Here is a 25370-nt window from a genome sequence, read left to right on the forward strand (position 1 = left end):
TCTCCCCGCCTGCGGGGAGAGGTCGGATCGCACTTGCGATCCGGGTGAGGGGGTACCGCTCTCTCGACGATCTTTGCTCGGAGAGAAGCCCCTCACCCCGCCCTCTCCCCGCAAGAGCGGGGCGAGGGAGAAGAAAGAATCACAGCCCCAGCACCGCCTTGGCGATGATGTTGCGCTGGATCTCGTTGGAGCCGCCGTAGATCGAGACCTTGCGGTTGTTGAAATAGCTCGGCGCGATCTGGGCGGTCCACTCCATGGCTTCGTTGGAGCCGTCGTCGCCGTGCACGTCGTAGGGCGCTGCGAACGGGCCGATCACTTCCATCAAGAGCTCGGTGGTGGTCTGCTGGATCTCGGAGCCCTTGATCTTCAGCACCGAGGACGCCGGATTGGGTTTGCCCTTGCCGTGCTTGCCCTCATCCGCGACGACGCGGAGCTGCGTGAGCTCGAGCGCCTTCAGCTCGATCTCGCAGGCCGCCAGCTTCTCGCGGAAGGCGGCGTCCTGAATGATCGGCTTGCCGCCTGATTCAACCTTGGAAGCGAGATCGCGGATGCGGCGCAGCCGCTCCTTGGAGACGCCGACCCGCGCGATGCCGGTGCGCTCATTGCCGAGCAGGAATTTTGCGTAATCCCAGCCCTTGTTCTCCTCGCCGATCAGGTTCTCGTAGGGCACCTCGACGTCGTCGAAGAACACTTCGTTGACCTCGACGCCGCCGTCGATGGTCTGGATCGGGCGCACGGTGACGCCCTTCGACTTCATCGAGAACACGATGAAGGAGATGCCCATCTGCTTCTTGGCGGTCGCGTCGGTGCGGCAGAGGCAGAAGATCATGTCGGCGTGCTGGGCCAGCGTGGTCCAGGTCTTCTGGCCGTTGATGATCCACTTGTCGCCCTTGCGCTCGGCCTTGGTCTTGAGCGAGGCGAGGTCGGAGCCGGAGCCGGGCTCGGAGAAACCCTGGCACCACCAGTCGTCGACATTGGCGATGCGCGGCAGATACTGCTTCTTCTGCTCTTCATTGCCGAAGGTGTAGATGACGGGGCCGACCATGCTGACGCCGAAGGCGAGTGGCTGCGGCGCCGGATAGGACTGCAGCTCCTCGTTGAAGATGTAGTGCTGCACGGAGGTCCAGCCGGTGCCGCCATATTGCTTCGGCCAATGGCTGACGCCCCAGCCCTTCTTGTTGAGGATGCGCCACCAGTTCACCATCTCGTCCTTCGAGAGGTGGCGGCCCTCGACCAGCTTGCGCCGCGTATCCGGCGGCACGTTGTCGCGGAAGAATGATCGCACTTCCTCGCGAAACGCCTGCTCTTCTTTCGTGAATGCGAGATCCATCGGATCCTCCTGTGAACCTGTTCCTATCTTATCGTCGATACGAGTTTCGTGGATTGTGCCGGTTTCTGCTGCTGGCGCAATTCGTGGCGCGACAGTTTTCCGACCGGCGTGCGCGGCAGATCGTCGACGAACTCGACCTCGACAGGCAATTCGTGCTTGCCGACCTTGCCGGCGAGCCGCGCGCGCAGCTCATCGAGCGTGAACGGCTTGGCGTCGGGCCTCAGCTTGATGAAGGCCTTGGCGGCCTCGCCGCGATACTGGTCGGGAATGCCAAGCACGATCACCTCGTGCACGCCTGGGATGGTGTAGATCGCCTGCTCGATCATCTGCGGATAGACGTTGAAGCCGCCGGAGATGATCATGTCCTTCTTGCGATCGACCAGGAAGAAATAGCCGTCGGTGTCGACATAGCCGATGTCGCCGGTGAGGAAGCGGCCGTCGACGAAGGCCTCCGCGGATCCCTCCGGCTTGTTCCAGTAGCCCCTGGTGACGTTCGGGCCCTTGATGCGGATCTCGCCGACTTCGCCTGGCGGCAGCACCTTGGTCGGATTCTCCAGCGACACCACATCCAGCTCGATGCCGGGCAGCATCAGGCCGATCGAGCCGGGCTTGTCGGGGCCGACGGGCGGATGGCCGGTGCCGGGCGAGCAGGTCTCGGTCATGCCCCAGCCGCTGCGCAGCTTCTTGCCGACCTTGCGCTCGAAGAAGTTCGCGATCTCGACAGGCAGCGGCGCGCCGCCGGAGCCGATGGTGGCGAGCGAGGAGAAGTCGCGCTTGTCGAGATCGGGAAGTGCCGCGATGGCGATCCACATCGTCGGCACGCCCGGGAAGTACGTCGCGCGCCTGACCTCGATGTCGCGCATCACCGCTTCGACGTCGAAGCGCTGATGGATGGAGATCAGATAGCCGCGGCTGAGCGAGGACAGCAGCACGACGGTCAGCGCATAGATGTGGAATAGCGGCAGCACGCAGATCACGCGCTCGACCACGTCGCCGCGCGCAGCCCGCGACGGCTTGCCCCAGACGTCGTAGATCGACACGGCGGAAGTGAGGTTGCCGTGCGTGAGCATCGCCCCCTTGGGCAGGCCGGTGGTGCCGCCGGTATATTGCAGCAGCGCGACGTCATCGGCTGTGACCACCGGCCAAATTGCCGGCGCGGTGGCGCCTTCGACAAAGGCCTTGAAGGTGACGATGCGGGGATCATCGGGAATCGCGGCCTGCGGCGTGCCGACCTTGCCCCAATTGTCGTCCTCGCAGACGACGAGGCGGTCGATCAAGCCCTTCTCCAGAAATTTCAGCGCGGTCGGCAGCAATGCCTGGAGATTCGAGGTGACGAGCAAGCGCGAGCCTGAATCGGACACCTTGTGCGTCAGCGCGATCTCGCCGTCGAGTGGGGAGAGGTGCGCGACGCGGGCACCTGCCTTCAGCGCGCCGAAGAAATTGACGGGGTGATCGGGCGTGTTGCCGAGGAACAGCGCGACGGAGCTGTTCTTGCCGCACCCGGCGCGCAGGAACGCCGCCGCCGCCCGCTCGGCCTGAGCTGCGAGCTCGGTGTAGCTGATCGGACGATCGCGGAACTCCAGCGCGGTGCGCGGGCCATAATTCGCGGCGGCGTTCGACAAGAGGTCAGGCAGCGAGCCCTGGACGATGGTGTCGTCCCAGCGCACGCCCTCGGGATAAAACTGTTCGCCGGGATGGGTCATTGCTTCCTTAAACCACACAGACCGTCATTCCGGGGCGGCTCGAAGAGCCGAACCCGGAATCTCGAGATTCTCAGGCGCGCAATTGCGCACCATAGTTCGCCCTGCGGGCGCCCCGGAATGACTGAGAGTTGGAGCGCAAAGCTCCATCAAGCCGCTTTCGACGCCGCGGCCAGCGAGGCGAACGTCTTGCCTTCCGCTGCGAGCTTCTTCAGCAAGGGCGCGGGCTCGAGGCTGGGATCGTTGGTCTCCTTGGCGTAGAAGGCCAGGCGATCGGCGATGTGCTTGAGGCCGACGCTGTCGGCCCAGAACATCGGGCCACCGCGATAGATCGGCCAGCCATAGCCGTAGAGCCAGACCACGTCGATGTCGGAGGGACGCGCGGCGATGCCCTCTTCGAGGATCTTCGCGCCCTCGTTGATCATCGGGTACATCATGCGCTCGAGGATCTCATCGTCGCTGACGACGCGCTTCTTGCGGCCGAGGCGCAGCAGCGTCTCGTCGATCAGCTTCTCGACATCAGGATCGGGCAGCGCCGAGCGCGAGCCGGCTTCGTACTTGTAGTACCCCTTGCCGGTCTTCTGGCCGAAGCGGCCGGCTTCGCAGAGCGCATCCGCAATCTCCGACTTGATGCCGCGGTCCTTGCGCGAACGCCAGCCGATGTCGAGGCCAGCGAGGTCGCCCATCGCGAATGGCCCCATCGGCATGCCGAACTTGGTGACGACAGCGTCGACCTGCTGCGGCAAGGCGCCTTCGAACAGCAGCTTCTCCGACTGCTTGCCGCGCTGGGCCAGCATGCGGTTGCCGACGAAGCCGTCGCAGACACCGACCACGGCCGGCACCTTCGCGATCTTGCGCGCGATCGTGACGGCTGTCACCAGCGCATCCGGCGCGGTCTTGTCGGCGCGGACGATCTCGCACAGCTTCATGACGTTGGCCGGCGAGAAGAAGTGCATGCCGAGCACGTCCTGCGGACGCTTGGTCGATTTCGCGATCTCGTCGATGTTCAGATACGAGGTGTTGGAGGCGAGCACCGCGCCCGGCTTGACGTACTGGTCGAGCTTGCCGAACACTTCCTTCTTCACCGCCATGGTCTCGAACACGGCTTCGATCACCAGGTCAGCATCACCGACATTCTCGATGCCGACGACGCCGTTGATCAGCGCCATGCGCTTGGCCGGCGCGTCAGCGGGAATGCCGCCGCGCGCGGCGGTCGCTTCCCAGTTCTTCTGCATGATGCCCATGCCGCGCTTGAGCTGCTCCTCGCCGGTCTCGATCAGGGTGACGGGAACGCCGGCGTTTGCAAACGACATCGCGATGCCGCCGCCCATGGTGCCGGCGCCGAGAATGGCGACACGGTTAACGGGGCGCGACTTGGTGCCCTCGGGCACGCCGGCGATCTTGGCGGCCTCGCGCTCGGCGAAGAAAGCGTAGCGCTGCGCCTTGGACTGGTCGCTGGCGACGAGCTTGAGGAAGCCCTCGCGCTCCTTCTTCAAACCCTCGTCAAACGGAAAATCGATGGCATAGCCGACCGCGTCGGCGGCCGCGAACGGCGCTTCCAGCCCCCTGGACTTCTTGGTCATGGCAGCAACGGCATTGGTGAAGATCGAGCGGTCGGCCTTGGCCGCCGCAATCTTGGAATCGTCATCGCGCAGGCGGCGCAGCGGACGCTTCTCGGCGATCAGCTTGCGGACGAAAGCCTCGCCGCCGGAAGCCGGACCCTCGACAATCTCCTCGATCAGGCCGTTCTTCAGCGCTTCGGCCGCACCGATCGGATCACCGCCGACGATCATCTTGACTGCGAGCTCGGGGCCGACCGCGCGCGGCAGCCGCTGGGTGCCGCCGGCGCCCGGCAGCAGGCCGAGCTTCACCTCGGGCAGGCCGAGCTTTGCCTCTTTCACAGCCACGCGATAATGACAGGCGAGCGCGACCTCGAGGCCGCCGCCAAGCGCAGTGCCGTGGATCGCGGCCACGATCGGCTTCGGCGAATTCTCCATCTCGGCCAGCACTTCGTTGAGGCCGGGCGGCTTCGGCGGCTTGCCGAATTCGGTGATGTCGGCGCCGGCGATGAAGGTACGGCCGGCGCAGGTCAGCACGATGCCCTTGATCGCGGGATCGGCGATCGCAGCCTTGATGCATTCCAAGATGCCGCCGCGGACCGCGGCACTCAGCGCATTGACCGGAGGGCTGTTGACCGTGACGATCCCGACTTCGTCATGACGCTCAAGCTTGACCACTTCGCTCACGGTGTCCCTCCTTGGTGGGGATTTACTTTTGTTCGATTTCGCAGTGCGGAATTTAATTCCGCATCTTGACGGCAGGGTTATTTTGAAGCACGGACGTTGTCAACGACTCCGCGCAAGAAGCAGATCAGGGATGAAGCGTACAGGAAAGAAGACTGCGACCGATCGGAATTTCGTCGTCGCGCTTTCCCGCGGACTTGATGTATTGCGCGCATTCCACCCCAACGACGGCCTTCTCGGCAACCAGGAAATCGCGGCCCGCACCAATCTGCCCAAGCCGACGGTTTCGCGCCTGACCTACACGTTGACCAAGCTCGGTTATCTGACACCGGTTCCCCGCTTCGAGAAATATCAGCTCGCCCCCGCCGCAATGGCGCTCGGCTACGCGGCGCTGGCCAATCTCGGTGTTCGGCATTTGTCCGAACCGTTTCGCGAGGACATGATGCGCGCGACGGGAGGAGCCGTCGCCATCGGCGGCCGCGACCGCCACAGCATGATCTATTTCGGGCAAAGCCGTGGCAGCGAGACCGTTGGCGTTCAACTGGACGTCGGCTCCCGCGTGCCGATTGCAACCAGCGCGATGGGCCGTGCCTATTTCTGGGCACTCGACGAAGACAATCGCGCTGAACTGTCCCGCATCCTGCGCGAACATTACGGCAGCCGCTGGCCCAAGATGCGCGATGGACTGGAACGTTCCGGCGAGACCGTCGCGAAATACGGCTTTGCAATTTCCGTCGGCGACTGGCACGACGACATCGGCGCCGCCGGCGTCGCACTCAAGCTCAACGACGGAACCGGACCTTACGCATTCAATTGCGGCGCGCCCGCATTCCGCTTCACGGAAGAGCGTTTGATCAACGACATTGGACCGCGTCTGCTTGCGATGGTAAGGAACATCGAAGCGGCACTCGGGGGACTGATGCCGCAATCCAAAAAAGACGTCAGCAAAAAGCTGAAATCAGGAGGAAAAGTTGCGCGTGTGGCCGAGGGGTTCAGATAGCCTTTGTCATGATCGGGTGCGGTTCGCATCGCCCCGTCGCCCGCTGAAATTTGTGGGCGAGACGAGATGACGCAGGCACAGCTCGCGCAGGGAACATCGCCCCTGCTCGCGGTTCGCGACGTCAGCGTCGTGTTCGGCGGCATCGTCGCGCTCAACGGCGTGTCGTTCGACATGCACAAGGGCCAGATCCTTGGATTGATCGGCCCCAACGGCGCCGGCAAGACCACGCTCTTCAACTGCCTCTCCCGCCTCTACCAGCCGTCTTCCGGCGACATCCTGATGGAAGGCGCGAGCATCCTGTCGCGGCCGCCGCACCGGATCGCCGAGATCGGTATCGGCCGCACCTTCCAGAACGTGGCGCTGTTTCCGAACCTGTCGGTGATGGACAATGTCCGCGTCGGCACCCATGCCCGCACCTCCAGCGACATCATCAGCGACTCGCTGCGCCTCGCCTGGATTCGCCGCAGCGAGACCGACGTCAACAAGAAGGTGCACGAGATCCTCGCCTATCTCGACCTCGAGGACGTCGCCCACACCGTGGTGTCCGGCCTGCCCTTCGGTACGCAGAAGCGCGTCGAGCTGGCGCGCGCGCTCGCGGCCGATCCGAAGATCCTGCTGCTCGACGAGCCCGCCGGCGGCCTCAACCATGAGGAAGTCTATTTGCTCGGCGACCTCATCCGCCGCATCCGCGACGAACGCCACATGACCGTGCTGCTGGTCGAGCATCACATGGGCCTCGTGATGTCGATCGCCGATCACGTCGTTGCGCTCAATTTCGGCAAGAAGCTCGCCGAAGGCACCCCCGCCCAGGTGCAGGTGGACCCCGACGTCATCAAGGCCTATCTCGGGAGCAAGGACCAATGACTGTTCTGCTCAACGTCAAGGACCTGCGCGCCTATTACGGCCAGGTCCAGGCGCTCCATGGCCTGTCCTTCTCGCTCAACGAGGGATCGCTGACGACGCTGCTGGGCGCCAACGGCGCCGGCAAGACCACGACGCTGCGCGCGATCTGCAACATGGTGCGCTCCACCGGCGGCATCGAGTTCGACGGCAAGGCGCTGAACAACCGCTCGACCGAAAGCATCGTCCGGTTCGGCATCGCCCATGTACCGCAGGGCCGCGGCACCTTCACCACCATGACGGTGGAGGAGAACCTCCAGCTAGGGGCCATCACCCGCAAGGACAGCGCCGGCATCGTCTCCGACATCGAGCGCATGTATGCGCATTTCCCGGTCTTGAAGCAGCGGCACACCCAGCAGGCCGGCACGCTGTCCGGCGGCGAGCAGCAGATGCTCGCGGTCGCGCGCGCCCTGATGCTGCGGCCGCGCCTGATGCTGCTGGACGAGCCGTCCTTTGGCCTCGCGCCGCTGGTGGTGCGCGACCTGTTCGGCATCCTCGGCAAGATCAACCGCGAGGACAAGGTGTCGATCCTGGTGGTCGAGCAGAACGCCCAGCTCGCGCTCGAGCTCGCCGACCAGGCCTATGTGATCGAGACCGGCCGCATCGTGATGTCGGGCAATGCCAAGGACATCGCGAACAACGAAGAAATCCGCAAATCCTATCTGGGTTACTGAGGAGCCGGCACGATGGAGCTTTTCACCAATCAAGTGCTGGCCGGCATCGCCACGGGCGCGATCTATGCCTGCATGGCGCTCGCCGTGGTCATGATCTACCAGGCCATCGACCATCTCAACTTCGCGCAGGGCGAGATGGCGATGTTCTCGACCTTCATCTCCTGGCAGCTGATGCAATGGGGCGTGCCCTACTGGGCCGCCTTCGTCATCACGCTGATCTTCTCCTTCATCGCCGGCATCGCAATCGAGCGCATCCTGTTCAAGCCGCTGACGAAGGCGCCGGTGCTGACCAATGTCGCCGGCTTCATCGCGCTGTACGCGATCATCAACTCCTCGGCCGGCCTGCTCTGGGACTTCACCATCAAGCAGTATCCGACCCCGTTCGGCTCCTCGCCGTTCCTGGGCAGCCAGCTGATCTCCACCCACCAGGCCGGCATGATCGGCGTCACCGTGCTGCTGCTGCTCGGCCTCTACTTCTTCTTCCAGTACACCCGCATTGGCCTTGCCATGCGCGCGGCCGCGTCCGTGCCTGAATCGGCTCGCCTCGTCGGCATCAACACGAGCTGGATGATCGCGCTCGGCTGGGGCATGGCCACTGCGATCGGCTCGATCGCCGGCATGCTGATCGCCCCGGTCGTGTTCCTCGAGCCCAACATGATGGGCGGCGTGCTGATCTACGGCTTCGCCGCCGCGGTCCTCGGCGGGCTGACCAGCCCGTTCGGCGCCGTGGTCGGCGGCTTCCTGGTCGGCATCTTCGAGAACCTCGCCGGCACCTACATTCCCGGCGTCGGCAACGAGCTGAAGCTCCCGATCGCGCTCGCGCTGATCATCTCCGTCCTGGTCGTCAAACCCGCTGGCCTGTTCGGCCGGCACATCGTCAAGCGAGTTTGATCATGAGCGCTGCAGAAGAAGTCGTTGCAGAGGGCCACGAGGCGGTCGAGGCGGTTCCGAAGCGGGCCATGACGCTGGGCACCGGCACCTCGCTGGTGGTGCTCGCCGCGCTGATCATCATGCCCGTCTTCGTCAAGAACTTCATCATCTTCCAGATGACGATGCTCTTGATCTACGGGCTCGCGGTGCTGGCGCTGAACATCCTGACCGGCGGCTCGGGCCAGTTCTCGCTCGGCCAGAGCGCCTTCTACGCCGTCGGTGCCTACACGACCGCGGTGCTGATGGAGCATTTCAACGTCAACTACGCGCTGACGTTGCCGATCGCAGGCATCGTCTGTTTCGGCTTCGGCTTCCTGTTCGGGCAGCCGGCGCTGCGGCTCTCCGGCGTTTACCTCGCGCTCGCGACCTTCGCGCTCGCCACCGCCATGCCGCAGCTCTTGAAGCTGAATTTCCTCGAGCACTGGACCGGCGGCGTGCAGGGCCTCGTCGTCACCAAGCCGGACGCGCCGTTCGGCCTGCCGATGTCGCAGGACATGTGGCTCTACTACTTCTCGCTCGCCGTCGTGCTCGCGATCTACATCTTGTCGGTGAACCTGCTGCGCTCCCGTTCGGGCCGCGCCTTCATGGCGATCCGCGACAACGAGATCGCGGCGTCCGCCATGGGCGTCGATGTCGCGCTGTACAAGACGCTGGCGTTCGGCGTCTCGGCCGCCATCACCGGCATCGCCGGATCGCTCGGCGCCATTGCGGTGCAGTTCGTCGCGCCCGACAGCTACACCATCACGCTCGCGATCTCGCTGTTCCTCGGCATGGTCGTCGGCGGCGTCGGCTGGCTGCCCGGCTCGATCGTCGGTGCCGCCTTCATCATCTTCGTGCCGAACATCGCGGAGGGCATCTCCAAGGGCCTCTCCGGCGCCGTGTTCGGCGTGCTCCTGTTCGCCGTCATCTACCTCGTGCCGCACGGCGCAAGGCAAGTCGCAATCCTGGGCCAACAACTCGCCGGTAAGCTCAGGAAAAACTGAAAAATATCACCAAGGAAGGAGACTTCATTTGTTTCTCGAAAGAATACTGCGAACCACCGCACTCGTAACGGCGGTCGCGACCCTCACCTCCGGCGCAGCACTTGCCCAGAAGAAGTACGACACCGGCGCGTCCGATACCGAGATCAAGATCGGCAACATCATGCCGTACAGCGGTCCGGCGTCGGCCTATGGCATCATCGGCAAGACCGAAGAGGCCTATTTCAAGATGATCAACGACAAGGGCGGCATCAACGGCCGCAAGATCACCTTCGTCAGCTATGACGACGCCTATTCGCCGCCGAAGGCCGTCGAGCAGGTCCGCAAGCTCGTCGAGAGCGACGAGGTCCTGGCCGTGTACAATCCGCTCGGCACGCCCTCGAACACGGCGATCCAGAAGTACCTGAACGCCAAGAAGATTCCGCAGCTCTTCGTCGCCACCGGCGCCACCAAGTGGAACGATCCGAAGAACTTCCCCTGGACCATCGGCTGGCAGCCCTCCTACCAGAGCGAAGCGCAGATCTACGCGAAATGGCTGATGAAGGAAAAGCCGAACGCCAAGGTCGCGATCCTCTACCAGAACGACGATTTCGGCAAAGACTACCTCAAGGGCACCAAGGACGGTCTCGGCGCCAAGGGCGCGTCCATGATCGTCATGGAAGAGAGCTATGAAGTCTCCGAGCCGTCGATCGACGGCCACATCGTCAAGATCAAGGCCGCCAATCCCGACGTGCTGCTGATCTACGCGACGCCGAAGTTCGCGGCCCAGACCATCAAGAAGACCGCCGAGCTGAGCTGGAAACCGCTCCAGATCCTCACCAACGTGTCGATCTCGGTCGGCAGCGTGATGAAGCCGGCCGGCTTCGAGGCCTCGCAGGACGTGCTGTCGGCGGCCTATGCCAAGGACTCCACCGATCCGCAGTGGAACAACGACCCCGGCATGAAGAAGTGGAACGAGTTCGTCGACAAGTACATGCCCGGCGCCGACAAGACCGACACCGGCATGGTCTACGGCTATGGCGCGGCGTCGACCCTGGTCAAGACGCTGGAAATGTGCGGTGACGACCTCACCCGCGCCAACCTGATGAAGCAGGCCGCTTCCCTGAAGGATTTTGCTCCGGACACCCTGCTGCCCGGCGTCAAGATCAACACCAGCGCCACCGACTTCGCCCCGATCTCGCAGCTTCAGATGCAGCGCTTCAAGGGCGAGAAGTGGGAACTGTTCGGCGAGATCATCAGCGGCGACGTCGCCTCCGAGTGACGCTGACGCCATAGTCCAAGTCCGGGTTCAAACCGACAAAGTCCCCGCGGGCAACCGCGGGGGCTTTTTGTTGACGTCGGGCTTCATTCTTGTTCAATGCAGCTCCGATCCAGCCGGGGTGGGAGAATGATGACTGCCGTTCGATTTCAGGTTGCGAGCCTTTCGGCCGCGCTCGCTTTGTGCACTGCGATGAGCAGCCCGGCCCTGGCGCAGAAGAAATACGACAGCGGCGCGTCCGATACCGAGATCAGAATCGGCAACATCATGCCCTATAGCGGGCCGGCCTCCGCCTATGCCGCGATCGGCAGGACCGAGGAGGCCTATTTCAACAAGGTCAACGCCGAGGGCGGCATCAACGGCCGCAAGATCAAGTTCATCTCCTATGACGACGGCTATTCGCCGCCGAAGACGGTGGAGCAGGCGCGCAAGCTGGTCGAGAGCGACGGGGTGCTCTTGATCTTCGGCTCGCTCGGCACCTCCACCAACGGCGCCATCCGCAAATACATGAACGAAAAGATGGTGCCGCAATTGTTCGTGGCGAGCGGCGCCTCGAAGTGGAACGACCCCAAGCAATATCCGTGGACCATGGGCTGGCAGCCGAGCTACGCCAGCGAGGCGCGGATCTACGCCAAATACATCATGAAGGAGAAGCCGGACGCGAAGATCGGCGTGCTCTTCCAGAACGACGATTTCGGCAAGGACTATCTGAAGGGGCTGAAGGATGGTCTCGGGGCCAAGGCCTCGATGATCGCAATGGAAGACGGCTACGACACCTCGGAGCCCGCCATCGACGAGCACGTCGTGAAATTGAAGGCCTCCGGCGCCAACGTCTTCATCAGCATCACCACGCCGAAGTTCGCAGCCCAGGCGATCAAGAAGGCGGCCGAGATCAACTGGCATCCGATCCACATCATCTCCAACGTCTCGGCCTCGGTCGGCGGCGTGCTGGAGCCGGCAGGCATCGAGATCTCGCAAGGCATCCTGTCGGCGAGCTACACCAAGGACGGCTCGGACCCGCAATGGAATGCCGATGACGGCATGAAGAAGTTCTATAACTTCCTCGCGCAATACGATCCCAAGGCCAACAAGCTCGATGCCGGCGTGGTGTTCGGCTATGCCGCAGCCCAGACCATGGTGAAGGTGCTGCACATGTGCGGCGACGACCTCACCCGCGAGAACGTCATGAAGCAGGCCGCAAGCCTGAAGGATTTCGAGCCGGACACGCTCTTGCCCGGCATCAAGATCAACACCGCAGCCGACAATTTCGCCCCGATCGAGCAGCTCCAGATGATGCGGTTCAAGGGCAGGAAATGGGAGCTGTTCGGCGAGATCATCTCGAGCGATATGGGCCACTGAGGTCCATCAACTCAAAATCGCTGTTTTGAAAGTAAACAACTAGCGGACGTCGCGACCTCTCGCAGCGCACACGACGCCGCGCCCGCCTTTGACTACTAAAGAAGCAGCCCCTGCGACCTCATCGCAGGGGCTTTCTGTTGAAGGCATCAGGCAAATCGTATTGAATTGCGGCCGCGTCGCCAAAAACAAGCAACACAAGAAAAGGGACGCGCACACACCAAGAAAATAGGGAGATAGGAATGCCCGCTGTCACCGGCAAGCTTGCCGCTGCGTCACTGGCGCTCGCGCTCATTGCAGCCGCGACCTCCACCGCATCGGCCCAGAAGAAATACGATACCGGCGCGACCGACACCGAGATCAAGATCGGCAACATCATGCCCTACAGCGGACCGGCCTCCGCCTACGGCATCATCGGGCGGACCGAAGCCGCCTATTTCAAGAAGATCAACGACGAGGGCGGCATCAACGGCCGCAAGATCAACTACATCAGCTATGACGACGCCTATTCGCCGCCGAAGACGGTGGAGCAGGCGCGCAAGCTGGTCGAGAGCGACGAGGTGCTGTTCATCTTCAACTCGCTCGGCACACCGCCGAACTCGGCGATCCAGAAATACATGAACTCGAAGAAGGTGCCGCAACTGTTCGTCGCGACCGGCGCCACCAAGTGGAACGATCCGCAGAACTTCCCCTGGACCATGGGGTGGCAGCCCAACTACCAGAGCGAGACGCAGATCTATGCGAAGTGGCTCTTGAAGAACAAGCCGGACGCCAAGATCGCGGTGCTCTACCAGAACGACGATTACGGCAAGGACTATCTGAAAGGCCTCAAGGACGGGCTCGGTGCCAAGGCCGCCGCGATGATCGTGATGGAGGAGAGCTATGAGACCTCCGAGCCGACCATTGACAACCACATCGTCAAGCTGAAGTCGACCGGCGCCGATGTCTTCATGAACATCACGACGCCGAAATTCGCCGCGCAAGCGATCAAGAAGAATGCCGAGATCGGCTGGAAGCCGCTGCACTTCCTCAACAACGTGTCGGCCTCCGTCGGCAGCGTGATGAAGCCCGCCGGCTTCGAGAACGGCCAGGACATCATCTCGGCCGACTACCTCAAGGACGTGTCGGATCCCGCATGGACCAACGATCCCGGCATGAAGGAGTTTTTGGCGTTCATGACCAAATACTTCCCCGAGGGCGACAAGCTCGATAAGGGCACCATCGTCGGCTATGCGGTGGCCCAGACGCTGGTCCAGGTCTTGAAGCAGTGTGGTGACGATCTCACGCGCGAAAACGTCATGAAGCAAGCGGCGAACCTGAAGGACTTCCGCACCGAGGCGCTGCTGCCCGGCGTGAAGGTCAACACCTCGCCGACCGATTTCGCGCCGATCAGCCAGCTTCAACTCGAGAAATTCAAGGGCGAGAAATTCGAGCTGTTCGGAGACGTGATCAGCGCCGACGTCGGCGGCTAGATTCTTATTTGGGCGCGTTTTCTTTACGCGAACCGGTATCCACTTCGCTCGAAAACGCTTTTGCCGAATATGCGATAACGACAAACTCCCTGCGAGATGATCGCAGGGAGTTTTTGCTGACCTGATTATGATGACGCGATTGCACAATCGAATGATGGTAAAGCCCGCTTACGCTTTCGCGCCCGATGCGGTAGGCATGTCGTTGCTATAGTCCGCCGAAGGCTTTTCGTCATGACCGACCGACGTCCCCTGCTCCGCGCGCTCTACGACGCCGCCGTTGCCGCCGCCCATCCGAGCACGATTCTGGCGCCGCATCTGCGCCCCGCGCCCAGGGGACGCGTGATCTGCCTTGCCGCCGGCAAGGGCGCCGGCGCAATGGCTGCCGCCGCCGAGCGGCATTATCTCGACACGCTGGGGCTTGCGCCGGAGCGCCTCGCCGGCATCGCCACCACCCGCCATGGCTACGGCGTGCCGACGCGCCGCATCCGCGTGGTCGAGGCCGGTCATCCCGTACCTGACGAAGCCGGCTTGAGGGGGGCGGCCGACACGCTCGCGCTCGCAGGCGAGGCTGGTCCTGACGATCTGCTGCTGGTGCTGCTCACCGGCGGCGGCTCGGCCAACTGGATCGCGCCGGTGGACGGCATCAGCTTTGCGCAGAAGCAGGCGGTCAACAAGGCGCTGCTGCGCTCGGGCGCGCCGATCGGCGAGATGAACGTCGTGCGCAAGCACCTGTCGCGCATCAAGGGCGGCCGGCTCGCACGTGCTGGCGGGAACGCCGCCGAGATCGTCACGCTCGCGATCTCCGACGTGCCGCATGACGATCCGTCCGCGATCGCCTCCGGCCCCACTGTGCCCGATCCGACCACGCTTGCAGACGCACGCGCGATCGTCGCCAGATACAAGCTCGCCATCGACGACGCCGTCCGCCGCGCGCTCGACGATCCCGCCAATGAGAGCGCCAAGCCCGGCGATACCGCCTTTGCCCGCGCGCATTTCGAATTGATCGCACGGCCCAAGCAATCGCTCGACGCCGCAGTGAAGCTCGCAAAAGACGCCGGCTACGAGACCATCGATCTCGGTGCCGATCTCGAAGGCGAGGCGCGCGAGGTTGCCGCTGACCACGCGAAGCTCGCGCTGCAGGCACGTAGCCAGGGCAAGCGCATCGCGATCCTGTCCGGCGGCGAGCTCACCGTCACCGTGCGCGGCAATGGCCGCGGCGGCCCGAACCAGGAATACGCGCTGGCGCTGGCTGCGCTGTTGAAGGACACGCCTGACATCTCGGCGCTCGCCGGCGACACCGACGGCGCCGACGGCGGCGCCGGTCACCCCACCGACCCCGCCGGCGCCCTGATTGATGCTGCGACCTTCGCCAAGATGAAGGCGCAGGGACTTCAGCCGCAGGCCTATCTCGACAACAACGACGCGACCACGTTCTTCGAGGCCACCGGCGACCTGCTGCAGCCCGGCCCGACGCTGACCAACGTGAATGATATCCGGGTGATTTTGGTGGATTGAGAGGCCTGCCAGTTCCTCCAACGGTGGCGGCCGGGCCTTAAAACTCGTTGGCGATCTTCGCGAGCATCTGAAGCAGCGCTTCGCGGTTGGCTTGCCCCAACAGTTCGTTCAGCCGCGATTCGTGCTTGGTGGCGACGAGCTTTTTGGCGCGGGCCAGCACCGCCTTGCCCTTGTCGGTCAGCACCAGGATGTGCGAGCGGCGGTCGTTGGTGGAGCGGATCCGCGCGCAGAGGTCGCGGCTCTCGAGATTGTCGAGCAAGGCCACGAAATTCGGACGCAGGATGCCGAGGGTGGAGGCGATCTCGGTCTGGTTACGGCCCGGGTTCTTCTCGACCAGCAGCAGCACGGAGAACTGCGCCGGCGTGAGCTGGAGCGAGGCCATGCAGCGCAGGAAATTCTCGAACACCTTGAGCTGCGCCCGTTTCAGGACGTAGCCGAGCTGCTCGGAGAGCTCGCCGAGCTGGAGCGCCTCGGCCTGCGGCTCGGACGCGTCCTTGCGGCCCTTGGCCGCGTCAGCGGGTTTTTCAGCGGTTTTGGAAACGGTCATCGCCTCGTGCTCGTAATCCCGCTAAATTCGGGACGGGTCGCCCACCACCCTTGAAGTTATATTTGATAATTGTTATGGACCATATCAAATATCGTCAGCGTATTTCAATGGCTGTGAGGGGACCGTCCACCGCAATTGCGGAGACCGGCCCTTGATCTAAGGGGGAGCGTCCGGTCTTGAACACCACCATCATGCTGTTCCTGCTGCAGGACGGCATCACCAATGGCGCGATCTATGCGCTGCTCGGCCTGGCGCTGGTGCTGGTGTTCGCCGTCACCCGCGTCATCCTGATTCCCCAGGGCGAATTCGTCACCTATGGCGCGCTGACCTATGCCTCGCTGGCCGCGGGCCAGATGCCGGGCACGGCAAAGCTCGCGCTGGCCCTCGGCATCGGCGCCTTCGGCTTCGACCTGTTCGTGGCCCGCAAGGCGCTGCATGGCCGCCTGGTCGCGCGCAGCTTCGTCACCAACATCGTGCTACCGGCCATCGTGCTGGCGCTGACAATCACCTTCGCCGCCCAGAAGCCGCCGGTCGCGGTCTGCATCGCGCTGTCGCTGGTGATCGTGGCGATGATCGGCCTGTATCTCTATCGCATCGCGTTCCAGCCGCTGGCGCACACCTCCGTGCTGGTGCTGCTGATCGCATCGGTGGGCGTGCATCTGGCGCTGCAGGGGCTTGGCCTCTTGTTCTTCGGCGCCGAGGGCCAGCGCGGACCTGCCGTGCTGTCAGGCTCTTTCACCGCCGGCGCGCTGCGCTTCACCGGGCAGAGCATCACCGTCTATGCCATCACCGTCGCCTTCATCGTCGGGCTCTGGCTGTTCTTCGGCCTGACGCTCTACGGCAAGGCGCTGCGCGCAACCGCCGTGAACCGGCTCGGCGCGCGGCTTGCCGGCATCCGCACCACCCTCTCGGGGCAGATCGCCTTCCTGCTGGCCTCCGTCATCGGCGCGCTGTCGGGCATCATGATCGTGCCGATCACGACGCTCTATTACGACTCGGGCTTCCTGATCGGCCTGAAGGGCTTTGTCGCCGCGATCATCGGCGGTCTCGTCAGCTATCCTCTCACCGCTGTCGCGGCGCTGGTCGTCGGCATCGTCGAGGCGTTCTCGTCCTTCTATGCCTCCAACTACAAGGAAGTGATCGTCTTCATGCTGCTGATCCCCGTGCTGCTGCTGCGCTCGCTCGCCGCGCCCGCGGTCGAGGAAGAGAAGGACTGAGGCGCATGCAGAGCCGGCTTCCCATCCTCATTTTCGCGCTCGTGATGGCGGCGATCCCGTTCGTTCCGGGCATGCCGCCGTTCTGGATCGTGCTGCTCGACAATATCGGCCTGACCGCCCTGGTTGCGATGGGCCTCGTGCTGCTCACCGGCGTCGGCGGCCTGACCTCTTTTGGTCAAGCAGCTTTCGTCGGCTTCGGCGCCTACACCACCGCGGTGCTGTCGACGGCCTACGGCCTGTCGCCGTGGCTGACGCTGCCGCTGTCGCTGCTGGTCAGCGGCCTGCTCGCGGTGCTGCTCGGCCTGGTCACGGTCCGTCTCTCCGGCCACTATCTGCCGCTCGGCACGCTCGCCTGGGGGCTCGGCCTGTTCTATCTCTTCAGCAAGCTGGAATTTTTGGGGAGAAACGACGGCATCTCGGCGATCCCGCCGCTGTCGATCGGCGCGTTCAAGATGCTCTCGCCGGGCTCGATCTACTACGCGATCTGGGTCGCCGTGATACTCTCGGCCCTGCTCACGATGAACCTGCTGGACTCCCGCACCGGCCGCGCCATCCGCGCGCTCCGCCGCGGCCACGTTGCGGCCGAAGCGTTCGGCGTGCACACGCCGCGCGCCAAGCTACTGGTGTTCATCCACGCCGCGGTGCTCGCCGGCCTGTCCGGCTGGCTCTACGCGCATCTGCAGCGCGCGGTGAACCCGACGCCGTTCGGTGCGCAGGCCGGCATCGAATATCTCTTCATCGCCGTGGTCGGCGGCGCCGGCTATGTCTGGGGCGGCGTGCTGGGCGCGGCGATCGTCGTGGTGCTGAAAGAGGTGCTGCAAAGCTATCTGCCGCTGATCCTGCCCGGCTCCGGCCAGGTCGAGACCATCGTGTTCGGCATCATGCTGGTGGCGCTGCTTCAGCTCGCGCCCGGCGGCCTCTGGCCGTGGCTGATGTCGTTCCTGCCGGAGCGCAGCAGTGGCAAGAAGCCTGATACCTCATTGAAGCTGGAGCAGCGCATCCGCTCGCGCGGCGAGGCCAGCGTCCTGCTCCAGGTCGAGAAGGCGCGCAAACAATTCGGCGGCGTGATCGCGGTCAACAACGTCTCCTTTGACGTCCAGGCCCGCGAGATCGTCGCGCTGATCGGGCCGAACGGCGCCGGCAAGAGCACGACGTTCAACCTGATCACCGGCGTGCTGTCGGCGACATCAGGGTCGATCTCCGTGCTCGGCAAGAAAGTCGACAACGCGCCGCCACAGGAGATCGTCAAGCTCGGCATCAGCAGGACCTTCCAGCATGTGAAGCTGGTGCCCGACATGACCGTTCTGGAGAACGTCGCGATCGGCGCGCATCTGCGCGGCCATTCCGGCCCGATCTCCTCGATGCTGCGGCTCGACCGCGCCGACGAGGCCAAGCTGCTCGCGGAAGCCGCCCGCCAGATCGAGCGCGTCGGACTTGCCGAGCAGATGCATCAGCTCGCAGGCTCGCTGTCGCTGGGCCAGCAGCGTATCGTCGAGATCGCCCGCGCGCTCTGCGTCGATCCGATGCTGCTGCTGCTCGACGAGCCGGCCGCGGGCCTGCGCCACATGGAGAAGCAGCGGCTTGCAGCGCTGCTGCGTGAGCTGCGCGACGGCGGCATGAGCGTGCTGCTGGTCGAGCACGACATGGGCTTTGTGATGAACCTCGCCGACCGCATCGTGGTGCTCGATTTCGGCACCAAGATCGCGGAAGGCACGCCCGCCACGATCAAGACCAATCCCGAAGTGATCAAGGCCTATCTCGGAGTGGCGGCATGAGCGTGCTGTTGTCCGTCACCGACGCGCATGTCGCCTATGGCAAAGTCGAGGCGGTGCGTTCGGTCTCGCTTGAAGTCGGCCAGAACCAGATCGTCACCATCGTCGGCGCCAACGGCGCCGGCAAGACCACGCTCCTGTCTGCCATCATGGGCATTTTTCCGCTGAAGGGCCGCGTCGCCTTTGCAGGGCAAGACCTCGCCCGGCTCGACATCGAGGACCGCGTCGCGATGGGGCTCGGCCTCGTCCCCGAACACCGCGAATTGTTCGTGACCATGAATGTCGAGGACAATCTCGAGCTGGGCGCTTTCCGCATCGAGCGGAACAGGGCCAGGGCCTCGATGGAGCGTGTCTACACGTTGTTTCCGCGCCTGAAGGAGCGCCGCAAGCAGCTCGCCGGCACGCTCTCCGGCGGCGAGCAGCAGATGCTCGCGATGGGCCGCGCGCTGATGGGCGAGCCAAAACTGCTGATGCTGGACGAGCCGAGCCTCGGCCTTGCCCCGATCATCGTCGCGGACATCTTCCGGATCGTCACCGAACTGCGTGCCAGCGGCGTCTCGGTGCTGCTGGTCGAGCAGAACGCGCAGGCGGCGCTGAAGATCGCGGACCACGCCTATGTCATGGAACTCGGCGAGTTCGTGCTGAGCGGCAAGGCGAGCGATATCGCGGCGAATGAGCGGGTGGCGGCGAGTTATCTCGGCTTCCAGCACGAAGGCGCGAGTGTGATCTAGGCCGCAGGCTCGAGGCGACGCGACACGCCGGGCCGGTGTCCGCCGCGTTCATGCGCCCACACGCGAACTATCGCGCCTGAATCAGGTCCCTCGCACGTTTATTCGGGGATGCGAGGCTCGATGACGACTCCACGATTGACGCTGACCGCCGATCTATTCCGGCCCTATCTGGTCGGGACGACCTGGGAGAGCGGGACCTGGAAGCACGTCCGCTGGCTCGACGGCATTGTCGGCACCGCGGCGAGGCTCGGCGGATGGCAGGTCACCACGGCCTCCTGGGATCCGCGGCTGCGCGGGGACCATCACTATTTTCATACGCCCGACCTGTACGAGCTGGCGGGCTTGCCGCTGACAACAGAAGGATGGGGCAAGCTCCTGTCGCTCAAGACGCTGCCCGCCGGGATCGCGCATGCCGTGACCGAACCGTTTCGCGGCACCACCGTGGTCGGCTACGAACTGCCGGATCTGATGTGCAGGCTGCTGGACCAGGCCGGAATTGCCGTCATCGACCTGATCCTCTATCCGGTGCGCTTTCTCGACGATGTCGTCTTCGCGGCGCGCACCAACCGGGCCTCGATCCATCGGATCCTGCTGCACAACATGCTCGATCTCCGCGACGCCGCACTCCGCGCCGGCTTCGTCAGAAGCAAGGCGAGCTTCATGAAGCCGTTGGACCTCAGGCCCGGGACCGCGCTCATCCTGGGGCAGGTTGCGGACGACCGCGCGTCGCTTGATCTCGAGACCGGAGGCTTCGCTCAGCTGGGCGACTACCTCCCGGACCTGATCGAGCTGTCGGTCCGCTCTTCGGCAGTCCTGTTCAAACCACACCCCTATGACCAGCCGCGCTCGGCGACGCACCAGGCCATCAAGAGTCTGGGCTCGGTCGGCTGGACCGACCTCAACCTCTACCAGCTCCTCGCGCAGCCGGAGATCGAGACCGTCTGCGCACTGAATTCGAGCGGCCTCGTCGAGGCACAGCTGTTCGGCAAGCACACGATCGCGCTGAAGCAGCCGCTCTACTGCTTCGGCACCGGCGCCCCCGGCGAGGCCGGCGGCTTCGGCGATGCGGTCCCGCAGAATGCCGGCTGGTACGCGCCGCAGACGTGGTGCTCTCTGCTGGATGAAGGCCACAGCCTGCCCAAATCGTCGCACCGACTGGAGAAGGATCGCCTGCGGCGCGCGCTCAATGCGGATTGGGGATTTGGCGCAATCGACAAGGTCGTGGCGTGATGCACGGGAGCTGGGCCTCGGTCCTGTCGCTTTTGGAAGAACAGCGCTTTACGGATGTGGTCGCTCACCTCGATGCGACCCTGCGCGCCCAGCCGACCAATATCGAGGCGCTGCTGCTGCGCTCGATCGCCAGGGCGAATATCGGGCTGACGCAGGAGGCCGAGGCGGACCTGTGGCGCGCACTCGTCGTGGACCCCGGCGCGACCGGGGTTCGAGCCGCGCTTGGAGATCGCTTCGTACGGAACCCGACGGCCCAACGCGAAGACCACGATCTCTCGCTCGAGAGCGGTGAGCGCCAGACCGCTCCTGTCGTGGACGCCGTCAGACGGGACCACACGGCCCGCTACGAATTTGCCGCGCGCTGGCTCGGCCAGCACGTCACCCCGGCCCATGCGGTTACCGGCTTGGACCTGTTCTGCGGCAACGGCTACGGGGCCAGAATCGTCGCCGATCGCTGCGGTGCAAGAATCATCGGCGTTGACGGCTCTGCGCCGGCGATCGCCCTGGCCGAAACATCCTATGGCGATCATCGCGTCGTCTTCACGCAGGCCTACTTTCCGTTCGAGCTCGCCACGGCCGCCGCCGACTTTGCCATCTGCTTCGAATCGATCGAGCACGTCGCCGATTGCGATGAATTCCTGCGGCAGGTCGGCACGGCCACCACGGGGCCGATCCTGCTGTCGTTTCCGCTCGAGAGCGGACTGCCCTTTGTCCTCAACAAGGCCGCGTTCCGGTTCCATGTTCGGCATTTCGCGATCGAGGAAATCGAAGAGAAGCTGCGGCGCCTCACCGGACGCCGCATCACCGAAGTCCGCGGACAGCGCGTCTATCGCCTCGAGGCCGGCCGCCTGGCCGGCCTGCACGCTCCTTCGCAAATGGAGCTGACCCGCCTGAACGATGACAGCCAGTTCGCAATCGTGGCTGCGGTTTAGCTCGTCGCAGCCTGCCCCTTCAACGCTGCCACTTCCGCCTCCAGCTCTGCGATCCGCTGATCCCTCACCGCCAGCGCTTGCGCCACATCCACAGCGTCAAACTTCTGCGGAATGTGCTGCGGGCAGTTGGTATCCCACGCCGCGATCTTGAACAGGATCACCTGCTCCGGACGCGCGCGGTAGCCCTTCGGCATCAGCGAGGTCGTCAGCGCCTCGTCATCCTCGACCACGCGCGCCTCGCCCCAGATCTTCACCCGGCGGCGATGGGCGTAGTCCATGATGAAGATGTAGGCGTTGGGATTCTCCGTCAGATTGCCTTGCGTGATGAACTGCTGATTGCCGGCGTAATCGGCAAAGGCGAGCGTCTGCTTGTCCAGCACCTTGAGGAAGCCTTTCGGCCCGCCGCGGTGCTGGATGTAAGGCCGGCCTTCTGCGGAGGCGGTGGCGAAATAGAAGCTGTTGGCCTCGGCGAGGAATCCGGCCAACTTCTCGTCGACTTCGGTCCGCCAGCCATGCTGCTCGGCACGGGCATACGCCTCGCGCGAACCCTTGCGGGCCTGGATTGACTTCACCGCCGGCGTGAAGGCCACGTCGCTGGCATAAGTGTGAACTGCGGTCATCGGAACATCTCCTGAAAATCCCGGCGCATCCCTGCGTCTCTCGCCGTCTAAGATGGACCTTTCGGCTGCCGAAACAATCGGCCGACTTGACACTTCATCATTGCGGTATATGCAATAATAGACATGGACCGCCTGGAAGCCATGCACGTCTTCGTCACCGTCGCCGATCTGCGCGGTTTTGCACCGGCGGCGCGCAAGCTGCACCTGTCGCCCTCGGCGGTGACGCGGCTGATCGCGGCGCTGGAAGAACATCTCGGCGCGCGCCTATTGCAGCGGACCACGCGGCAGGTGAGATTGACCGACGTCGGCACGCGCTATCTGGAGCGCGCGCGGCGAATCCTTGCCGATGTCGAGGAGGCCGACGGCTCGGCGCGGGAGGAGCGCAACCGGCCGAGCGGACGTCTGGTGGTGTCGGCGCCGGTCGGCTTCGGCCGGCTGCATGTCGGGCCGATCATGACCGACTATCTCAAGCGCTATCCTGAAGTCGCCTGCGAGCTCAGGCTGTCGGACAACCTCGTCAATCTCGTCGAAGACGCCGTCGACGTCGCGGTGCGGATCGGCCATCTCGCCGACTCCACGCTCGTCGCGCGCCAGGTCGGTGAGATGCGACGCATCACGGTGGCAACGCCGGGTTATCTGAAACGCCATGGCGAGCCGAAGACGCCGGAGGCGCTGCTCGACCATCAGACTATTCTGTTCGGGCCTTCGATCGCGTGGCGCTTCCTGCGCGACGGCCAGGAGATCGAGTTGACGCCGAACCCGCGCTTCACCAGCAACAGTGCCGACGCCGCTCTGCAATATGCCGAGGCCGGCGGCGGTGTGACGCGCGTGCTGGCCTATCAGGCCGCCGAGGGACTGAAGCGCGGGCACTTGAAAATCGTGCTGGCGAAATACGAGCAGCCGGCGCTGCCGATCCACATCGTCTACCCGACCTCGCGCCTGCTCTCGGCCAAGGTGCGCGCGTTCATCGATCTCGTGGTGGGGACGGCGGAGTGGAGCTTTGGGTAGGTCCTGTCCCGGACGCGCTGCAACGCGCAGCGTTGCTGCGCTGCATCCGGGGCACGAGACCAGCTACCCCCTTTTCGGCACCACCCGGAACGTACCGCTTGCCCGCGCGATCACGGCATCGTCGGCCTTCGCCAGGCACTGCGCAAAGCAGATCGTGCTGCCGGTCTTGATGACGTCGCTCTCGATTGCGAGCCACTGGCCGATCTCGGCGGAGCCGACGAAATCGACCGACAGCGAGATCGTCACGAACGACGTGGTCCAGCCCGTCGCCTGCGCGCAGCTATAGCCCATGGCATTGTCGGCGAGCGCGGCGATGAGGCCGCCGTGGATCAGGCCACGGCCGTTGGTGTGCGGCTTTGCCAGCCGCAGGCCGATGATGACGGCCTTGTCGATCTTCTTCGCATAGAGCGGCTTCCACGGCTCGGTGAGCGGGCTCTCGCGGAAATGCGGCTCGAAGCCTTCGGGAATGTCGGTACGGGTCATGGCAATCTCGCGTCGCTGGTGGGCTCGCCGCCATTGAACGCGATGTGGACGACGGTTTCACCGCCTACAAAGTTTTAAACGAGATTTGCGCGGGCGTTTGAAACGGGCTCCGCCGTCATTGCGAGGAGCGAAGCGACGAAGCAATCCAGACTGCCTCCGCCGAGACAGTCTGGATTGCTTCGCTGCGCTCGCAATGACGTGTGGAGAGAGCGCGATGCCGTAGGGGTCGGTGCCTAAAACGGCAGCCCTACGTAATTCTCCGACAGCGACGTCATCGCGGCTTGCGACTGCGTGACGTAGTCGAGCTCGGCAAGCTGGATGCGCGCGCCGATGGTGCCGGTGTCGGGGAATTTGTGCAGCATCGAAGTCATCCACCAGGAGAAGCGCACGGCTTTCCAGACGCGGGCGAGCGCCCTGGCGGAATAGGCGTCGATCCCGGCGCTGGATTTCTCGTCGTAAAATTCACGCAGCGCGCTCGACAGATAATGCGCGTCGCTGGCGGCGAGGTTCAGCCCCTTGGCGCCGGTCGGCGGCACGATGTGGGCGGCATCGCCGCACAGGAACAGCTTGCCGAAGCGCATCGGCTCGGCGACGAAGCTGCGCAAGGGGGCGATGCTCTTCTCGATCGACGGACCCGTGATCAGGCTGTCGGCCGCCTCCTGGTCGAGCCGGCTTTTCAGCTCGTCCCAGAAGCGATCGTCCGGCCATTGGTCGACATGGTCGTCGAGCGAACACTGCACGTAGTGCCGGCTGCGCTTCATCGAGCGCATGGTGCAGAGCGCAAAGCCTCTGGCGTGGTTGGAATAGATCAGCTCGTGGCTGACCGGCGGCGTCTCCGAGAGAATGCCGAGCCAGCCGAACGGATAGACCCGCTCGAACTCCTCGATCGCCGAGGCCGGGACGCTGGCGCGGCTGACGCCGTGAAAGCCGTCGCAGCCGGCGATGAAGTCGCAATCGAGCGTGTGGGTGACACCGTCTTTCGCATAGGTTACGCGCGGGTGACTGCCGTCGAAATCATGCGGCTGCACGTCCCTGGCCTCGTAGACGGTGGTCAGGCCGGCGGCTTTCCGCGCATTCATCAGGTCGAGCGTGACCTCGGTCTGGCCGTAGATCATGACCGTCTTGCCGGTCGCGGCCTTCATGTCGATGCGGTGACGGCGGCCGGAAAAGGCAAGCTCGATGCCCTCGTGCACGAGGCCTTCGGCATGTGCCCGTCCGCCCGCGCCGATCTGGTCGAGCAGCGCGACGGTTCCTTCCTCCAGGAGGCCGGCGCGGATGCGCCCAAGCACGTAATCAGGGCTCTGCCGCTCCAGGATGATGTTGTCGATGCCGTATTGATGCAGCAGTTGCCCAAGCAACAATCCGGCCGGCCCGGCCCCGATGATTGCGACTTTTGTCCGCAATACTTGCTCCTCCCGATCCTGTAGGCTTTGGTCGCGGCTCGCTCGTCGCCCGAAGTCGCGCAGGATAAT

22 protein-coding genes are annotated in these 25370 nt (G+C 64.2%); 15 read left to right on the forward strand and 7 right to left on the reverse strand.

Annotated elements, in window-relative coordinates; all coding sequences use genetic code 11:
• Positions 1–139: 139 nt before the first annotated feature.
• The 3 genes from pimC to AC1RR3_RS03905 all read right to left on the reverse strand — a co-directional run bounded on the left by pimC (position 140) and on the right by AC1RR3_RS03905 (position 5276).
• Positions 140–1330 carry a pimeloyl-CoA dehydrogenase large subunit gene (gene pimC, locus AC1RR3_RS03895; protein ID WP_492819477.1) on the reverse strand — a complete coding sequence of 397 codons (1191 nt, stop codon included), beginning with the start codon at positions 1328–1330 and terminating at the stop codon, positions 140–142.
• Positions 1331–1353: 23 nt separating this feature from the next.
• Positions 1354–3033 carry a dicarboxylate--CoA ligase PimA gene (gene pimA, locus AC1RR3_RS03900; protein ID WP_492819479.1) on the reverse strand — a complete coding sequence of 560 codons (1680 nt, stop codon included), beginning with the start codon at positions 3031–3033 and terminating at the stop codon, positions 1354–1356.
• Positions 3034–3179: 146 nt separating this feature from the next.
• On the reverse strand, positions 3180–5276 hold the full coding sequence (locus AC1RR3_RS03905; RefSeq protein ID WP_492819481.1) for a 3-hydroxyacyl-CoA dehydrogenase NAD-binding domain-containing protein: 2097 nt from the start codon (positions 5274–5276) through the stop codon (positions 3180–3182).
• A gap of 130 nt (positions 5277–5406) precedes the next feature.
• Between AC1RR3_RS03905 and AC1RR3_RS03910 the strand changes: the two genes are divergently transcribed.
• The 9 genes from AC1RR3_RS03910 to AC1RR3_RS03950 all read left to right on the forward strand — a co-directional run bounded on the left by AC1RR3_RS03910 (position 5407) and on the right by AC1RR3_RS03950 (position 15358).
• Positions 5407–6273, forward strand: coding sequence for an IclR family transcriptional regulator (locus tag AC1RR3_RS03910; RefSeq protein WP_492819802.1), 867 nt, complete (start codon positions 5407–5409; stop codon positions 6271–6273).
• 66 nt (positions 6274–6339) lie between these two features.
• Positions 6340–7137: an ABC transporter ATP-binding protein gene (locus tag AC1RR3_RS03915; RefSeq protein ID WP_492819483.1), complete on the forward strand. Its 798-nt coding sequence runs from the start codon at positions 6340–6342 to the stop codon at positions 7135–7137.
• The gene (locus AC1RR3_RS03920) at positions 7134–7847 is read left to right on the forward strand and encodes an ABC transporter ATP-binding protein (protein ID WP_492819485.1); all 714 of its coding nucleotides are present in this window, start codon (positions 7134–7136) and stop codon (positions 7845–7847) included. Before AC1RR3_RS03915 ends, AC1RR3_RS03920 begins: the two co-directional genes overlap by 4 nt.
• Positions 7848–7859: 12 nt before the next feature.
• On the forward strand, positions 7860–8738 hold the full coding sequence (locus tag AC1RR3_RS03925) for a branched-chain amino acid ABC transporter permease (RefSeq protein WP_492819487.1): 879 nt from the start codon (positions 7860–7862) through the stop codon (positions 8736–8738).
• A 2-nt stretch (positions 8739–8740) separates the two neighbouring features.
• Complete coding sequence (locus AC1RR3_RS03930) at positions 8741–9760, forward strand: branched-chain amino acid ABC transporter permease (RefSeq protein ID WP_492819489.1); 1020 nt, start codon at positions 8741–8743, stop codon at positions 9758–9760.
• A gap of 28 nt (positions 9761–9788) precedes the next feature.
• Complete coding sequence (locus AC1RR3_RS03935; protein ID WP_492819491.1) at positions 9789–11018, forward strand: ABC transporter substrate-binding protein; 1230 nt, start codon at positions 9789–9791, stop codon at positions 11016–11018.
• A gap of 129 nt (positions 11019–11147) precedes the next feature.
• The gene (locus AC1RR3_RS03940) at positions 11148–12374 is read left to right on the forward strand and encodes an ABC transporter substrate-binding protein (protein ID WP_492819493.1); all 1227 of its coding nucleotides are present in this window, start codon (positions 11148–11150) and stop codon (positions 12372–12374) included.
• 239 nt (positions 12375–12613) lie between these two features.
• Positions 12614–13843: an ABC transporter substrate-binding protein gene (locus AC1RR3_RS03945; protein ID WP_492819495.1), complete on the forward strand. Its 1230-nt coding sequence runs from the start codon at positions 12614–12616 to the stop codon at positions 13841–13843.
• Between the two features lie 231 nt (positions 13844–14074).
• Positions 14075–15358, forward strand: coding sequence for a glycerate kinase type-2 family protein (locus AC1RR3_RS03950; protein WP_492819497.1), 1284 nt, complete (start codon positions 14075–14077; stop codon positions 15356–15358).
• A gap of 37 nt (positions 15359–15395) precedes the next feature.
• On the opposite strand, the gene AC1RR3_RS03955 is transcribed toward AC1RR3_RS03950, so the two are convergent.
• Positions 15396–15905, reverse strand: a complete 510-nt coding sequence (locus tag AC1RR3_RS03955) for a MarR family winged helix-turn-helix transcriptional regulator (RefSeq protein WP_492819499.1) — start codon at positions 15903–15905, stop codon at positions 15396–15398.
• A 176-nt stretch (positions 15906–16081) separates the two neighbouring features.
• On the opposite strand from AC1RR3_RS03955, the gene AC1RR3_RS03960 reads away from it, so the two are divergent.
• The 5 genes from AC1RR3_RS03960 to AC1RR3_RS03980 all read left to right on the forward strand — a co-directional run bounded on the left by AC1RR3_RS03960 (position 16082) and on the right by AC1RR3_RS03980 (position 21787).
• A complete protein-coding gene (locus AC1RR3_RS03960) occupies positions 16082–17122 on the forward strand; it encodes a branched-chain amino acid ABC transporter permease (protein ID WP_492819501.1) in 1041 nt (346 codons plus the stop codon).
• 5 nt (positions 17123–17127) lie between these two features.
• Positions 17128–18897: a branched-chain amino acid ABC transporter ATP-binding protein/permease gene (locus tag AC1RR3_RS03965; protein WP_492819503.1), complete on the forward strand. Its 1770-nt coding sequence runs from the start codon at positions 17128–17130 to the stop codon at positions 18895–18897.
• Positions 18894–19625 carry an ABC transporter ATP-binding protein gene (locus tag AC1RR3_RS03970; protein WP_492819505.1) on the forward strand — a complete coding sequence of 244 codons (732 nt, stop codon included), beginning with the start codon at positions 18894–18896 and terminating at the stop codon, positions 19623–19625. The genes AC1RR3_RS03965 and AC1RR3_RS03970 overlap by 4 nt, the downstream gene beginning before the upstream one ends.
• A 120-nt stretch (positions 19626–19745) precedes the next feature.
• A complete protein-coding gene (locus AC1RR3_RS03975) occupies positions 19746–20855 on the forward strand; it encodes a hypothetical protein (RefSeq protein ID WP_492819507.1) in 1110 nt (369 codons plus the stop codon).
• A 32-nt stretch (positions 20856–20887) separates the two neighbouring features.
• Positions 20888–21787 (forward strand): methyltransferase domain-containing protein, encoded by a 900-nt coding sequence (locus tag AC1RR3_RS03980; RefSeq protein WP_492819509.1) that lies wholly within the window; start codon positions 20888–20890, stop codon positions 21785–21787.
• Here the strand turns inward: AC1RR3_RS03980 and AC1RR3_RS03985 are convergent.
• Positions 21784–22407 (reverse strand): pyridoxamine 5'-phosphate oxidase family protein, encoded by a 624-nt coding sequence (locus tag AC1RR3_RS03985; protein WP_492819511.1) that lies wholly within the window; start codon positions 22405–22407, stop codon positions 21784–21786. The genes AC1RR3_RS03980 and AC1RR3_RS03985 overlap by 4 nt on opposite strands.
• A 123-nt stretch (positions 22408–22530) precedes the next feature.
• Between AC1RR3_RS03985 and AC1RR3_RS03990 the strand changes: the two genes are divergently transcribed.
• The gene (locus AC1RR3_RS03990) at positions 22531–23415 is read left to right on the forward strand and encodes a LysR family transcriptional regulator (protein WP_492819513.1); all 885 of its coding nucleotides are present in this window, start codon (positions 22531–22533) and stop codon (positions 23413–23415) included.
• A 63-nt stretch (positions 23416–23478) separates the two neighbouring features.
• Here the strand turns inward: AC1RR3_RS03990 and AC1RR3_RS03995 are convergent, their stop codons facing one another.
• Both AC1RR3_RS03995 and pobA read right to left on the reverse strand, forming a co-directional pair.
• Positions 23479–23898: a PaaI family thioesterase gene (locus tag AC1RR3_RS03995; RefSeq protein WP_492819515.1), complete on the reverse strand. Its 420-nt coding sequence runs from the start codon at positions 23896–23898 to the stop codon at positions 23479–23481.
• Positions 23899–24131: 233 nt separating this feature from the next.
• Positions 24132–25301, reverse strand: a complete 1170-nt coding sequence (pobA, locus tag AC1RR3_RS04000) for a 4-hydroxybenzoate 3-monooxygenase (RefSeq protein ID WP_492819517.1) — start codon at positions 25299–25301, stop codon at positions 24132–24134.
• Between the last annotated feature and the right edge of the window lie 69 nt (positions 25302–25370).

The organism is Bradyrhizobium sp. GW821-FHT13H05, from assembly GCF_058804065.1.